Source organism: Brevundimonas sp. Leaf168 (assembly GCF_001423685.1).
GTDB lineage: Bacteria > Pseudomonadota > Alphaproteobacteria > Caulobacterales > Caulobacteraceae > Brevundimonas > Brevundimonas vesicularis_C.
In genome coordinates this window covers 76,796-90,350 of record NZ_LMOY01000012.1, presented here as the reverse complement: position 1 = coordinate 90,350, position 13,555 = coordinate 76,796, and the positions used below count along the sequence as shown (strand labels likewise).

13 protein-coding genes are annotated in these 13,555 nt (G+C 66.7%); 5 read left to right on the top strand and 8 right to left on the bottom strand.

Annotated features, from left to right (window positions below):
* The first annotated feature begins 1 nt into the window (after position 1).
* The 3 genes from trpD (at position 2) to lexA (ending at position 2,647) form a co-directional block, all read left to right on the top strand.
* Positions 2 to 1,039: an anthranilate phosphoribosyltransferase gene (gene trpD, locus ASF81_RS12875; RefSeq protein WP_055809133.1), complete on the top strand. Its 1,038-nt coding sequence runs from the start codon at positions 2 to 4 to the stop codon at positions 1,037 to 1,039.
* Complete coding sequence (gene trpC, locus ASF81_RS12870) at positions 1,036 to 1,830, top strand: indole-3-glycerol phosphate synthase TrpC (RefSeq protein WP_055809131.1); 795 nt, start codon at positions 1,036 to 1,038, stop codon at positions 1,828 to 1,830. The genes trpD and trpC overlap by 4 nt, the downstream gene beginning before the upstream one ends.
* A gap of 118 nt (positions 1,831 to 1,948) precedes the next feature.
* Positions 1,949 to 2,647, top strand: a complete 699-nt coding sequence (gene lexA, locus ASF81_RS12865; protein ID WP_039247444.1) for a transcriptional repressor LexA — start codon at positions 1,949 to 1,951, stop codon at positions 2,645 to 2,647.
* Here the strand turns inward: lexA and ASF81_RS12860 are convergent.
* Positions 2,628 to 4,745, bottom strand: a complete 2,118-nt coding sequence (locus tag ASF81_RS12860; protein ID WP_082503569.1) for a ComEC/Rec2 family competence protein — start codon at positions 4,743 to 4,745, stop codon at positions 2,628 to 2,630. The genes lexA and ASF81_RS12860 overlap by 20 nt on opposite strands.
* 67 nt (positions 4,746 to 4,812) lie before the next feature.
* Here ASF81_RS12860 and gltX point away from each other — a divergent pair, with 67 nt between their 5' ends.
* Positions 4,813 to 6,228: a glutamate--tRNA ligase gene (gene gltX / locus ASF81_RS12855; RefSeq protein ID WP_055809126.1), complete on the top strand. Its 1,416-nt coding sequence runs from the start codon at positions 4,813 to 4,815 to the stop codon at positions 6,226 to 6,228.
* A 66-nt stretch (positions 6,229 to 6,294) separates the two neighbouring features.
* Positions 6,295 to 7,596, top strand: a complete 1,302-nt coding sequence (gene gltA / locus ASF81_RS12850) for a citrate synthase (RefSeq protein WP_045811199.1) — start codon at positions 6,295 to 6,297, stop codon at positions 7,594 to 7,596.
* Positions 7,597 to 7,652: 56 nt separating this feature from the next.
* On the opposite strand, the gene ASF81_RS12845 is transcribed toward gltA, so the two are convergent.
* Genes ASF81_RS12845 through ASF81_RS12815 form a run of 7 tightly spaced genes read right to left on the bottom strand, consistent with a single transcriptional unit; the run spans position 7,653 to position 13,555 of the window.
* The gene (locus ASF81_RS12845; RefSeq protein WP_055809124.1) at positions 7,653 to 8,645 is read right to left on the bottom strand and encodes an FUSC family protein; all 993 of its coding nucleotides are present in this window, start codon (positions 8,643 to 8,645) and stop codon (positions 7,653 to 7,655) included.
* Positions 8,646 to 8,647: 2 nt separating this feature from the next.
* Entirely contained in the window at positions 8,648 to 9,817 is a 1,170-nt protein-coding gene (gene lpxB / locus ASF81_RS12840; RefSeq protein WP_055809122.1) for a lipid-A-disaccharide synthase, read from the bottom strand.
* Complete coding sequence (locus ASF81_RS12835) at positions 9,814 to 10,653, bottom strand: LpxI family protein (protein WP_055809312.1); 840 nt, start codon at positions 10,651 to 10,653, stop codon at positions 9,814 to 9,816. Before ASF81_RS12835 ends, lpxB begins: the two co-directional genes overlap by 4 nt.
* A complete protein-coding gene (gene lpxA / locus ASF81_RS12830; RefSeq protein WP_055809120.1) occupies positions 10,650 to 11,438 on the bottom strand; it encodes an acyl-ACP--UDP-N-acetylglucosamine O-acyltransferase in 789 nt (262 codons plus the stop codon). The genes ASF81_RS12835 and lpxA overlap by 4 nt, the downstream gene beginning before the upstream one ends.
* Positions 11,438 to 11,932: a 3-hydroxyacyl-ACP dehydratase FabZ gene (gene fabZ / locus ASF81_RS12825; protein WP_055809118.1), complete on the bottom strand. Its 495-nt coding sequence runs from the start codon at positions 11,930 to 11,932 to the stop codon at positions 11,438 to 11,440. The genes lpxA and fabZ overlap by 1 nt, the downstream gene beginning before the upstream one ends.
* Complete coding sequence (gene lpxD / locus ASF81_RS12820; protein ID WP_055809116.1) at positions 11,929 to 12,942, bottom strand: UDP-3-O-(3-hydroxymyristoyl)glucosamine N-acyltransferase; 1,014 nt, start codon at positions 12,940 to 12,942, stop codon at positions 11,929 to 11,931. The genes fabZ and lpxD overlap by 4 nt, the downstream gene beginning before the upstream one ends.
* Before the next feature lie 7 nt (positions 12,943 to 12,949).
* On the bottom strand, positions 12,950 to 13,555 hold the full coding sequence (locus ASF81_RS12815) for an OmpH family outer membrane protein (protein WP_055809114.1): 606 nt from the start codon (positions 13,553 to 13,555) through the stop codon (positions 12,950 to 12,952).

The following is a 13,555-nucleotide window of genomic DNA, read 5'->3' as shown; positions in this document are numbered from 1 at the left end:
CATGGGCGACGGTTTCAAGCCGATCCTCGCCCGGCTGGTCGAGGGCCATCCCCTGACGTCCCAGCAGGCGCACGACTTCTTCGCCGCCTGCCTGCGGGGCGAGCCCACGCCTTCCCAGGTCGCAGCCGCCGTCACCGCCATGCGGATGCGCGGCGAGACCGTGGACGAGATCGCCGCCTTCGCGGGCGCCATGCGTGAAGCCGCCCTGACGCTGGATCATCCGTATGAGGTGATCGACACCTGCGGCACCGGGGGCGACGGTCAGCACACCTACAATATCTCCACCGCCGCCGCCCTGGTTCTCGCCGGCGCGGGGCTGAAGGTCGCCAAGCATGGCAATCGGGCGATGTCATCGAAATCAGGATCTTCCGACGTCTTGTCGATCCTGGGCGTAAACCTGATGGCGTCGCAGGCGCAGCAGAAGAAGGCGTTGGATGAGGCCGGTATCTGCTTCCTGTTCGCGCCCGCCTATCACGGAGCGATGCGTCATGTCGGGCCGGTGCGTGCCGAGATCGGTTTTCGCACCGTCTTCAACCTGTTGGGACCGCTTTCGAACCCGGCGTCTGCAAGACGACAGGTCATGGGCGTCTATGATCCGCGCCTGCTGGAGCCGCTGGCCGAGGTGCTGGGCCGGCTTGGCGCGACCCGCGCCTGGACCGTTCACGGCCAGGGTTTGGACGAACTGGCGACTTCCGGCCCTACGGACGTCGCCGAATGGAAGGACGGCGCGGTTCGCCGCTTTCAGATCACGCCCGAGGACGCCGGCCTGCCGCGCGCCTCCATCGCAGACATCCGTGGCGGCGACGCCGAGGAGAACGCCGTCGCCCTGCGCGCGCTTCTGGCAGGCGCAGCCGGCCCTTACCGCGACATCGTGCTGCTTAACGCCGCCGCCGCCCTCGTGGTGTCAGACCGCGCGGCCGATCTGGCCGAGGGCGCCGCACTCGCCGCTGCCGCCATCGACGACGGTCGAGCCGCCGAAGCGTTGGATCGCCTGGCCCGCATCACCTCCACGCCGCTGGAAAGCGAAGAGCCCGCATGACCGACGTTCTGGACCGTATCGCCGGCTACAAGCGCGAGGACGTCGCCGCCCGCAAGGCTGCGACCTCACAGGAGGCGATCGAAGCCCTGGCCCGCGCCGCATCGGCCCCGCGCGGCTTTCGCGCCGCCCTGGAGCGGGTCGGAGAGGAAACCGGTCGTCCCGCCCTGATCGCCGAGATCAAGAAGGCCAGCCCGTCCAAGGGCCTGATCCGGCCCGATTTCGATCCGCCGGCCCTGGCCCGCGCCTATGAGGCCGGCGGTGCGGCCTGTCTGTCGGTGCTGACCGATGGCCCCAGCTTCCAGGGCGACGACGCCTATCTGGGCCAGGCCCGCGAGGCCGTCGCCCTGCCCTGCCTGCGCAAGGATTTCCTTGTCGATCCCTGGCAGGTCGCCGAAAGCCGCGCCTTGGGCGCCGACTGCATCCTGATCATCTTGGCCATGGTCGATGACCGGTTGGCCGCCGAGCTGCTGTCGGAAGCCGAACGGTTCGGCATGGATGCGCTCATAGAGACCCACGACGAGGAAGAAATGGCGCGCGCTTGTGCGCTTGGCGGCGATCTGGTGGGGGTCAATAATCGTTCGCTGCGCACGTTTGAGGTCGATCTGGAAACCACGGAGCGGCTGTCGATGCTTAGCCCCGTGCGTGCTCTTCTGGTCGCGGAGAGCGGCATCTTCACGCCCGACGACGTGGCGCGCGTCTCGGCTGCCCATGCCCAAGCGATCCTGGTCGGCGAGAGCCTGATGCGGCAGGCCGATGTCGAGGCGGCCACCCGTCAGTTGCTGGCCGTTTGAGCCGAGACGCGGCGGCAAGCCTCGCCGTTAAGTTGACATTAGCAAGGAACACTTACAGAACATCGACAAATGTTCACGGCCCGTTCCGATTCGTCGGCGGGCGCATGAGGGCCTGGCGATGCTCACGCGCAAACAGCACGAACTGCTGATGTTCATCCACGAACGCATCCAGGAGACCGGCGTCTCCCCTTCGTTCGACGAGATGAAGGAGGCGCTCGATCTGGCCTCCAAGTCCGGCATTCACCGGCTGATCACGGCGCTGGAGGAACGCGGCTTCATCCGCCGTCTCGCTCACCGCGCCCGCGCGCTGGAAGTCACGAAACTGCCCGAACAGGCGACGGCCGGCGCGCCGCGCGGTCGCGCCGGGTTCAAACCCGACGTCATCGAGGGCGGCGGGGGTGTCCGACCTGCGGCCCCGATGGCGGCCAACGACACCCGCGAGTTGCCGCTGATGGGCAAGATCGCCGCCGGCACACCGATTGATGCGATCGAGCATGAAACGGCCCGGTATCCGGTTCCGGAGTCCATGCTGGGCTCGGGCGAGCACTACCTGCTGGAGATCGAAGGTGACTCCATGATCGAGGCGGGCATCCTGAACGGCGACATGGTGGTGATCAAATCGACCGACAACGCCGCCTCCGGTGAAATCGTGGTGGCTCTGGTGGAAGGCGAGCAGGCGACGTTGAAGCGCCTTCGCAAGAAGGGCGCCTCGATCGCGCTGGAACCTGCAAACCGCAACTATGAAACCAAGATTTACGGCTCGGATCAGGTTGCGGTCCAGGGCAAGCTGGTCGGCCTCATGCGCCGGTATCACTGACCTCCGGAACGGACTGACGCGTCCAGGGGCGGTCGCCGCGAACATCGGCCGTCCACACCGCGCGCCATCGATTCGGCTCACGCGAACGAACGCGCCACAACTCCACCGCCCCGCCGCGCGCAAAGTCCACGCCGTCCAAAACAAGGCGATCCTGACAGGCGCTTGGAATTGAGGTGACGACGGCACGGACGCTGACGACGGGCGCTGCGCGGCATAACATCTCCATCTGATCGGAGCTCGGCGACTTCCGCCCCCACCAGATTGCTACGGCCCCGGCCTCATCGGCTTCGGGTCGACAGGAGAAACGGTCGCAGGCCCAGCCCGTCTCCGACCGGTCGGTCATGGTCAGCCCCCGTCTTCGTGACCAGAGATCGACTGCAAATTCGCGCACGCCAGGCCGCACGACGACCGCCGCCCGATCACGGTGAAAGGCGGCGGTCGTCCCGCCATCGCCAATCCAAAGGTCTGGCGTCGGTTCACGCGGCCAGATCAGCACAGCGGCTGCAAAGGGCAGTCCCAACCAGCGCAGGCGGCCCTGCCACAGACAGACGAACAATACGCCCAGAAAGGCGACAGGCAGAACATAATTTGGCGCGCTGGCGACCGTTCTGACCGCGCCAGGCAGCCCCGCCGTCCAGGCGCCGATCGCCAGCATCAGATCCACGCCCCATCCCGCGACCGCCAGGAACGGTCCCCCCAGCCCCAGAGGCTCAAGCGCTGCGCCCAAAGCCAGCGCGGGCATCAGGATGAAGTCCGCCACCGGCGACGTGCCGAGATTGGCCAGCAGTCCGTACATGGCGGTGCGGTTGAAATGTTGCATGGCGAAAGGTCCCGTCGCCAATCCTGCGACGACGCTGGCCGCCACAGCCGCCGTCAGCCACCCGCCCAGCCGTTGGACTGCCAGGATCGGCCAGGGCGCGGATATTTCGCGCGGGCGCTTCGGCCAAGCCTCGACCAGGGCGACCAAGGCCGCAGTCGCCGCGAACGACATCTGGAAACCCGGCGTGACGATGGCTTCAGGCTGTATGGCCAAAACGATGAAGGCCGCCACAGCCAGGCCATGCATGGTCACCGCCTGTCGATCCAGCAGGATGGCCAGAAAGGCGATGGAGGCGGTGATGGCGGCCCGCTCGGCCGGGGGCGGCGCGCCCGACACCACCAGATAGACCCCGACCGCCGTCAGGCCCGCCAAGGCCGCGACCTTCTTGCCGTGAACCCGCAAGGCCAACCAGGGCCAGGCCGCCACGCCCAGCCGCACGGCGAAGAAGACGAAACCGCCGACGATCGCCATATGCAGCCCTGACACCGACAGGATGTGCGCCAGGCCGGAATCGCGCATCACATCCATGTCCTCCTGACTGATCCAGGTTTCGTGGCTGGTCGTCATGGCGGCGGCGATCCCGCCGGTCCGTTCGCCGAGTCTTGCCACGATCCTCTCGGCCAGTGCGAAGCGGGCGCCGTTGACCGCCATTTCAAGTCGAAGTCGCCACGGCGGCGGCGTCAGATCGGCCGTACGCGTGTCGCTCAAGGCGAACGCAACGCCGCCCATCCCCTGAAAGAAGGCGTTGCGCCCGAAATCGTAGGCGCCGGGGCTGGCCGGCGCAGGCGGCGGATTCAGAATGGCGAACAAGCGGATCGCTTCGCCGGGCCGCGGCGGCTCGCCCCGCACCGTCGCCCGCAAGCGCACCGGCGTCTGTTCGGGCGTCAGTCCGCGAATCCAGACCGGCGCGATCACGACCCGCGCGCCTCGCTGCCCCGGGCTGTCGACATCGACAACCCAGGCTTCGATCACGGTCGGTTCGCTGAGGGCGGGCGCGATCGGCGCGGCGACGGCTTCGGTGCGCACCTTGGCCGCCGCCAGCCCGCCTGACGCGCAGGCCACCATCAACAGCAGCCAGGTCAGACGTCGCGACCCGGCGCGCCGACGCGCCACAACCCACAGCACAAAGGTTAAGACGGCACCCAGCAACAAGGGCCACAAGACCGGCTCGGCTCGCAGGGCGAAATAGATGCCGCCGCCCGCGCCGAATGCGACCGGCGCCCATAGCCGCCATCTCAGGGTCTGGGCGGCGACTTCGGCATGCAGCCAGGCGCGCAATCGCGGAGCGGGGGTAGGTTTTGCCGCATCGGGGCGTATAAGGGCCTCGCTTACGGACCCCTCCCCCATGACCTCACCTTCTTCGACTGTCGTCACCCGCTTCGCCCCCTCGCCGACAGGCTATCTGCATATCGGCGGGGCGAGAACCGCTTTGTTCAACTGGCTGTATGCCAAGAGACACGCTGGGCGTTTCCTGATCCGTGTCGAGGATACCGACCGCGAACGCTCGACGGACGAGGCGGTGAAGGCCATTTTCGACGGCCTGAGCTGGCTGGAGCTGTTCGCCGACGACGAGCCGGTGTTCCAGTTCAGCCGCGCCGACCGCCACCGCGAGGTGGTCGATCAACTGCTCGAAGCCGGCCACGCCTACCGCGACTTCACCTCGGCCGAGGAGACCGGTCGTCTGCGTGACGAGGCCAAGGCGGAAAAGCGCACTTTCGAATCGCCCTGGCGCGACCGCGAGCCGACCGTCGACGATCTGGCCCTGCCGCACGTCGTGCGCTTCCGCCGGCCAAAGGCGACGACGGTCACGGTAGCCGATGAGGTCCAGGGCGACGTGAACTGGTCGACCGACGACCTGGACGATCTGGTGCTGCTGCGTTCGGACGGCGCGCCGACCTATAATCTCGCCGTCGTCGTGGACGACCACGACATGGGGGTGACCCACGTCATTCGCGGCGACGACCATCTGAATAACGCCGCGCGGCAGAGCCTGATCTACGATGCATTGGGTTGGACGCGTCCGACCTTCGCCCACATCCCCCTGATCCACGGACCGGACGGCGCCAAGCTGTCGAAGCGTCACGGCGCGCAGGCGGTGCATGAATACGCCGAGATGGGCTACGTGCCCGAGGCCATGCGCAACTATCTGGCCCGCCTGGGCTGGTCGCACGGCGACGACGAACTGTTCAGCGACGCCCAGGCCATCGAGTGGTTCGATCTCGCCGGCATCGGCAAGGCGCCGGCCCGTTTGGACTTTGACAAGCTGGCCCACGTCAACTCGCACTGGCTGCGTCTCGCCGACGACGAGCGGCTCGCCAAGCTGACGCTGGATGCGCATCTGCAAAAGGGCCACGCCCTGGCGGAGGCGGACGAAGCCCGGCTTCAGCGCGCCATGCCTTTCGTCAAGGATCGCGCCAAGACGATCCTCGATCTGGCCGACCAAACGGTCTTCGTACTTAAATCGCGCCCGCTGACCCTGGACGATAAGGCGAAGGCGCTGCTGTCCGGTGAGACGCTGGATCGCCTAGCCCGCCTGCGCGAGCGGCTGTCCCTGTTCCAATCCTGGGATGTCTTTGCGCTGGAAGCCGAGCTCGAGGCCTTTGCGGAATCCGAGGGCGTCGGGTTTGGAAAAATCGGCCCGCCCATGCGCGCAGCGCTTACCGCAGGGTCAACATCACCTGATATTGCACGAACTTTGTCGGCTCTTGGGCGCGACGAAAGTCTCGGGCGCTTGGATGATGCGCTGCAACAGACTAAGTGATCACCCACAAACCAAAAAGCGGCCGACGCCTCCCCGCGCCTGGACGTGTGATGCAAAGGGGCATTCATGACTGAACAAGCCAAACCCGCCGGCTCGGCGACCCTGTCCTTCGAGGACAAGACGATCGAGTTGCCGGTCCTTTCGGGCTCCACCGGCCCGGACGTCATCGACATCCGCAAACTCTATGCGGGAACGGGCGCCTTCACCTTCGATCCCGGCTTCACCTCGACGGCGGCCTGTGAATCGGCTCTGACCTATATCGACGGCGACGCCGGCGTGCTGCTGCACCGCGGTTATCCGATCGACCAGCTGGCGTCGAAGTCGAACTTCGTCGAGGTCTGCCACCTACTGCTGCACGGCGAACTGCCGACCGCCGCCCAGTACGAGAAGTTCGAAAACAGCATCACCACCCACACGATGCTGCACAGCCAGTTCGATCGCTTTTTCGAAGGCTTCCGCCGCGACGCCCACCCGATGGCCATCATGGTCGGCACCGTCGGCGCCCTGTCGGCCTTCTATCACGACAGCCTGGACATCCACGATCCGATCCAGCGCGACATTTCGGCCATTCGCCTGATCGCCAAGATGCCCACGATCGCGGCCCGCGCCTATAAATACCACATCGGCCAGCCGTTCGTGTCGCCGCGCAACGACCTGTCCTACGCCGAAAACTTCCTGCGCATGTGCTTCGCCGTTCCGGCCGAGGACTATCATGTCGATCCGGCCCTGGTTCGCGCCATGGACCGCATCTTCACCCTGCACGCCGACCACGAACAGAACGCCTCGACCTCGACCGTGCGTCTGGCCGGTTCGTCGGGCGCCAATCCGTTCGCCTGTATCGCCGCCGGCATCGCCTGCCTGTGGGGCCCGTCGCACGGCGGCGCCAACGAAGAGGCGCTGACGATGCTCAAGGAAATCGGCACCCCGGACAAGATCCCGGAGTTCATCCAGGGCGTGAAGGACCGCAAGTACAAGCTGATGGGCTTCGGCCACCGCGTGTACAAGAACTACGACCCGCGCGCGAAGGTCATGCAGCAGTCGGCCTATGAAGTGCTGGCCGCCACGGGCCGCGAAAACGATCCGCTGTTCCTGGTCGCCAAGGAGTTGGAGAAGGTCGCCCTGTCGGACGAATACTTCACCTCGCGCAAGCTGTTCCCGAACGTCGACTTCTATTCGGGCATCACCTTGTCGGCGATGGGCTTCCCAACCACCATGTTCACCGTCCTGTTCGCCCTGGCCCGCACCGTGGGCTGGATCTCGCAGTGGCAGGAAATGATGGCCGATCCGTCGCAGAAGATCGGTCGCCCGCGTCAGCTCTACACGGGCCCGACCCAGCGCGATTACGTGCCGATCGAACAGCGCGGCTGAGACGAAGACTAGAATGCAGAACGCCGGGGAGACATCCCCGGCGTTTTTCTTTGTCGTCAGACCAGCTTCAGATCCGCAAACCGGGCAGCCAAGTCGTCCAGATCCCGGTGCATATGGGCCACGCCGATCGCAGCAGCCCCCAGAGCCACGTCGTCGCTCTCGACGGCCATGGACAGGGCCAGGCTTTGGTCGATCGCGCCCATGGGCTGGGCGGCCTTGCCCTGAGACAGAGCCTTGAGTTGCTCCACCGCCCGCTCCGCGTCCTGCGACCAGGGATCCAGCCGTGCGCCCGCGCCCTCAGCCTGGAAACCGCGCCCCAAGATGACGATGTCGCTGCGCACGCGCCAGAAGGCGCGCACGAGCGCAGCCCGATCCGCCGTCTCACGTTGCGGGCCGGGCAGATCGATGACGTTCTTGGCGGACTGACCCAACGCATCCAGCCGCCGCTTCAGATCGGCATGACGGCGCGAAATCTCGGACGCATCCTCCGGGACGGCCTTTGACACCAAAGCCAGCAGCCCCGCCGCTTCGCCCGCCGCCTCGCGCGCCTGAAGCTTGAAGGATTGCCTGGCATGGCGCGGAAACAGGGCCAGGATCGCGAGAACCCCGACGCCGCTGCCGACCAGGATTTCCATCACCCGATCCAGCGCCAGGGACGCCGGCCCTTCCGCACCCGTCCCACCGGCGATGACGATGGTCGCCGTCACGGGCGCGACCTTCAGCCATGACCGCCCGGTTGCAAAGAAGGCCAGCAGCCCCGCGGAAACAGCGATGCTCAGGGCCATGCTTTCCAGGCCCGGCGGGCGAAGGAAGGCGAAGACCGCCCCTGCCAGCGCTCCGGTCGCCGTGCCGATGGCCCGGTCGCGCGCAACGGTCAGGACGCCGCCACCGACGCTCGCCTGAATGACGACGATGGCAGAAATCACGCTCCAGTACGGGTGCGGCAGGTTCAGCCAGGTCGCGAGATAGAGCGCAGCCATCGCGCCCACCGCCATCTGAAGCGCGGCGCGGACCTCGGCCGCACGTCGCGGACTGAGCGCCCGCGCCATCGTCAGCTCGCCGACTTCTCGGCGATGACCTTCAGCACCGCGTCGGCAGCCAGTTCGGATGGGTCCGGTCCTCCGCGTCCCATCAGGTCCAATGCCGCCGTTTGGCGACGCGCCTGTTCGGCCGCCAGGGCCGGGTCGGCCAGCAGCCGCCCAACCGCCGCCGTCAGGATGGCCGGGGTCGCCTCGTGCTGAATGAACTCGGGCGCGATCCGGTCGTCAGCCGCGACATTGAACAGTGTGATGTGTTTGGCGGTCACGAACCGCTTCATCAGCTGATAGCTGAGCCCGTCGATCTTGTAGGCGATGACCATCGGCGCGCCCGCCAGCGCCAGTTCGGTCGACACGGTGCCGCTGGTGGCCAGGGCGACGGTCGCGGCGCGCATGGCGTCATACTTTTCGGCTTCGTCGACCAGATGAACGCGGAAGGGCCAGGCGGCGACGCGGCCGGCAACATCGTGAGCCACCGTCCCCGCGGCGACCACGGCGACTTCCAGACCAGGATTCGTGGTCTTCAGTTTTCTGACTGTCGCCTCATAGACGGGGGCCATTCGGGTAATCTCGCTGGGCCGGCTGCCGGGCAGCACCAGGAGAAGCTGCGCATCGGCGGCGATCCCACGACGCGCGCGGAACGCTGCACCGTCCGCAGCATCGACATTCACGTGGAGCGCCGACGATCCGACCACGGTTGTCGGCAGGCCCTCGCGCTCGAACCAGGGCGCATCAAAGCCGTAGAGGGCCAGAAGATGATCGACGGCGCCTGCCAAGGTCTTCGCCCGGCCCGGCCGCGAGGCCCAGACCTGAGGCCCGACGTACTTGATCAGCGGCAGGTCCGGGCGCGCGGCCCGGATCGCCTTGGCCACACGGATCGTGAAGCCCCAACTGTCGATCAGCACCACGGCGTCGGGCTTTTCCCGCTCGGCCAGCGCCGCCGTCTGCTCGACGCGCCGCTTGACCTTGCCATAGGCGCGCAAGCCCTCGATCCAGCCCAGGATCGACAGTTCGGCGATATCGAATGGGCTGGCAACGCCCTCGGCCGCCATCTTGGGCCCACCGACGCCGACAAAGGCCACATCGTCCCCCAACCGCACCTTCAACGCCTTGGCCAGACCGGCGCCCAGCGCATCGCCAGAAGCCTCTGCCGCCACCAACATGATCTTTAGCGGACGGCTCACCGATCCTCGCCCCAGATGAACAGGCCCAGACGGTTCGCCGTCTCGACGATGGCCGCGCGATCAATCAGGATCAAACGTCCGGCCACCCCGCCGATGCCCGCCAGACCCGCCGCCGCCGCCATTTCGACCGTGCGCGGCCCGATCACGGGCATATCGACGCGCAGATCCTGAATGGGCTTTGGCGCCTTGCCGAGCGCGCCCCTGGGGCTATCAACCGCTCCACGTAAATCGGCGGACAGGCCAGCGACGCGGGTCAGCATCGCGTCCGTGCCTTCCTGCGCCTCAACCGCAAGGACAAGGCCGTCACAGACCACGGCGCCCTGACCGATGTCCAGTTCGCCTGATTTTTCGGCGACATGCAGCGCCTTCTTCAGATCGTCTAGCTGCTCCTCGGTCGGCGAGACGGCGCCCAGCGCGCCTGCGCCAAGCGTGTCGCCGCCCAGAATGTCGTCGGCGCCCTCGACGGCGAAGCCTTCGGCCTCGAACACCGACAGGATCTTGCGCAGCAGGGCGTCATCGCCCTTGGAGGCGGCGGCGACGATGCCCGGCAACAGGGTCGCCCCTTTGAAATCAGGCTTGAGCGTCTTGAAATCCGGCCGGTTGACTATGCCCGCCAGACAGACGGTCGTGCAGCGCTCGGTCTTCAGCGCCTTCAGGATCGCACCGATCTGCGCCATGCCGAATTCGGCGCCGGGCCAGTGCGCCAGATGTTCATCGGCAAACCCGGACAGTCGGATCACGAAAACCGGCCGCCCTAGCGCGTCGCAACGCGCCGCGACGGCCGCCGGCAGATCACCGCCGCCCGCGATCAGACCCAGCTTTCCAGCCACGCTCATTCCGCGTTCGGCAGGCACAGCGGACGCCGCCCGCCGTCGCGGATGAAGGCGATGATCTCCATGATCTCGGGCAGGTCGGCATAGCGTTCCGCCACGCCATCGATCCGACCGGCGAACTCGCCCTCGCCCTCGAACAGATCGCGATAGGCTGCAAGCAGACGCCGCACCTGATCCTTGCCGTAGCCCTTGCGCTTGAGGCCGATCAGATTCAGCCCACGCAGCCGCGCATGATTGCCCCAGGCCGAGCCATAGGGGATGACATCGCGCGTCACCGCCGCCAGACCGCCGATGATCGCGCCTTGCCCCACGCGGCCGTTCTGGTGCACCGCGCACAGTCCACCCAAAAACACCTTGTCCCCGACCTGAGCATGACCGCCCAGGGTCGCGTTGTTGGCCATGACCACATTGTCACCGACGACGCTGTCGTGACCGACATGGGCGCCGGTCATGAACAGATTGTTCGAACCCACGACCGTCACGCCCGTCCCCTGCGGCGTGCCCCGATTGAAGGTGCAGTGCTCGCGGATCAGGTTGTTCTCGCCGATCTCCAACCGAACCGTTTCGCCCTTGTAGCCATTGTGCTGGGGATCGCCGCCAATGACGGCGAAGGGATGGATGACCGTCCCGGCCCCGACCGTCGTGTCCTGCTGCACCACGACATGGCTGACCAGACGCACATTGTCGCCCAGCACAACATTCGGCCCGACCGTGCACCAGGGGCCGACCTCGACCCCCTCGCCCAGAGTCGCCGTCGCGTCGATCAGAGCCGTGGGGTGAACGGTCATCAGGCCGCCGGCCCAGGCGCCGGAACAGGCACAGTCACGACCATCGCCATGAACTCGGCTTCGGCCGCCAGCTTGCCGTCGATGAAGGTCTCGCCCCGGAACTTGTAGGCGTCGCCCCGCGCGCGGATCACCTTGACCTCCATGCGCAGTTGGTCGCCCGGGCGCGCGGGCTTTCTGAACCGAACCCCGTCGATCGACATGAACATGATGACCTTGTCGGCCACGGCGACGTCCAGCGTCTTGGACATCAGCAGGGCGCCGGTCTGGGCCATGGCCTCGACGATCAGCACGCCGGGCATGACCGGATCGATCGGGAAGTGACCGGGGAAGAAGGGCTCGTTGTGGGTCACGTTCTTGATGCCGACGATCGACGTCGCGGGCATGAAGTCTTCGGCCTTGTCCACCAGCAGAAAGGGATAACGGTGCGGCAGCCGCCGCATCACCTCGGCGTAATCGATCTTGCCTTCGACGGCAGTCGTGTCGCTCATCCCTATGATTCCTTCGGAGCCTTCTTCGATGAGGCCTGTTTGGCGAGCCAGACCGTCTCGCGCAAGAACTGTCGGATCGGACGCGCCGGATAACCAGACCAGGTCTCGCCGGCGGGAACATCGGCCAGCACACCTGCGCCTGCCGCGACGCGCGCGCCCTCTCCGATCGTGATGTGGTCGCCGATCCCCGCCTTGCCGCCGAAGATGACATTGTCGCCCACGGTCACCGATCCCGAGATGCCGGTATTGGCGACCAGCAGGCAGTTGCGGCCGATGACGCAGTTGTGGCCCACCATGACCAGATTATCGATCTTGGTGTTCTCGCCGATGACGGTGTCGTCATAGGCGCCGCGGTCGATGCAGGAGTTGGCGCCCACCGTCACGCCGTCCTGAAGGATGACGCGGCCCAGTTGGGGAATATCCATGACCCCCGCCGCCGTGCCCGTGGCGCCGAAGCCCGCTTCGCCGATCCGGGCGCCGGCATACAGCTTCACCCGGTCGCCGATCAGCGCGAAGGCCACGCTGACGTTGGCCCCGATCACGCAATCGCGGCCGATCTGCACGCCGGGCGCGATGACGCTGTTGGCGCCGATGCGGGACCCGCGACCGATGCGGACGCCCTGCCCAAGGATCGCGCCGGGTTCGACCATCACGCTGTCGTCCTCGGCCGCCTCTTCGCGGCTGATCGCTTTGTCCAGAAGGATAGGGCGATGAAGCGCCAGCGACGCCTTGGCCCAAGAGGCTTGAGGCGTGCGCGAGACGATGACGGCGGCGGACGACGGCGCGGCGTCCTTGGCCTCAGCCGGCACGATGACGCAGCCGGCCCGGGTCGTCGCCAGCGCGGCGGCGAACTTGCGGTCACCCAAAAACGCGACCGCGCCCCCGTCCGCAGAAGACAAGGGCGCGACGGAGGCGATCGTGCGATCCCCGCCCCGCTCGACCCCGCCGCCGATCTGCGCCGCCAGATCGGCGATGCTAAGGGGAGACAGGGTTTCGAAGAAGCGAGGATCGGGCATCGACGACTTAGTTGGCGGCGGCCGGTTGAGCCTGCGTTTGAGCCGGCACGGCCATACGGTTGAAGCTCAAGGTCGGCAGGGCCGTGTTCAGGCGCTGGATCGCCAGATCGGTCACGTCCATGGCCGGGTTCATCATGAAGACGCTCTCGCGGTCCAGCAGCAGGCCGCAGCCCTTCTCCTGATACAGGGCGGTCAGGATCGGCGAGACGGCCTCGGTGATGGCCTGACGCTGCATGCCCAAGGTGTAGCGCAGCTCGTTTTCACGGGTGGCTTCCAGCTGTTGCGCCTCTTGCGCGCGCTGCTGCAGAGCCTGACGGCGCTGTTGCAGTTGGTCGGCCGGCAGGCTCGAACCAGAGGCTTGCAGTTGTTGCGCGTCCGTTTGGATGGCCGTGGCGTAGGGCTGCAGTTCGCCCTGAACTTCTTGGGCCAGTTGTTGCATGCGGGCTTCGACGGCCTGACCGGCCGACGACTGGGCCAGCAGACGCGCGTTGTAATAGACGCAGACGCCGGGGATGACCGGGCCCGGATTGGCAGGCGCGCCGGCCTGTTGCGCCGAGGCGGCGGTGGCGATGAGCGAAGCAGCGGCGGTCGCCGCAATGATCAGAGCTTTCAT

Excerpts from the sequence above, each read along its gene's own strand:
- trpD (WP_055809133.1), top strand. The coding sequence starts at position 2 with ATGGGCGACGGTTTCAAGCCGATCCTCGCCCGGCTGGTCGAGGGCCAT.
- trpC (WP_055809131.1), top strand. The coding sequence starts at position 1,036 with ATGACCGACGTTCTGGACCGTATCGCCGGCTACAAGCGCGAGGACGTC.
- lexA (WP_039247444.1), top strand. The coding sequence starts at position 1,949 with ATGCTCACGCGCAAACAGCACGAACTGCTGATGTTCATCCACGAACGC.
- gltX (WP_055809126.1), top strand. The coding sequence starts at position 4,813 with ATGACCTCACCTTCTTCGACTGTCGTCACCCGCTTCGCCCCCTCGCCG.
- gltA (WP_045811199.1), top strand. The coding sequence starts at position 6,295 with ATGACTGAACAAGCCAAACCCGCCGGCTCGGCGACCCTGTCCTTCGAG.
- ASF81_RS12845 (WP_055809124.1), bottom strand. The coding sequence starts at position 8,645 with ATGGCGCGGGCGCTCAGTCCGCGACGTGCGGCCGAGGTCCGCGCCGCG.
- ASF81_RS12835 (WP_055809312.1), bottom strand. The coding sequence starts at position 10,653 with ATGAGCGTGGCTGGAAAGCTGGGTCTGATCGCGGGCGGCGGTGATCTG.
- lpxA (WP_055809120.1), bottom strand. The coding sequence starts at position 11,438 with ATGACCGTTCACCCCACGGCTCTGATCGACGCGACGGCGACTCTGGGC.
- lpxD (WP_055809116.1), bottom strand. The coding sequence starts at position 12,942 with ATGCCCGATCCTCGCTTCTTCGAAACCCTGTCTCCCCTTAGCATCGCC.
- ASF81_RS12815 (WP_055809114.1), bottom strand. The coding sequence starts at position 13,555 with ATGAAAGCTCTGATCATTGCGGCGACCGCCGCTGCTTCGCTCATCGCC.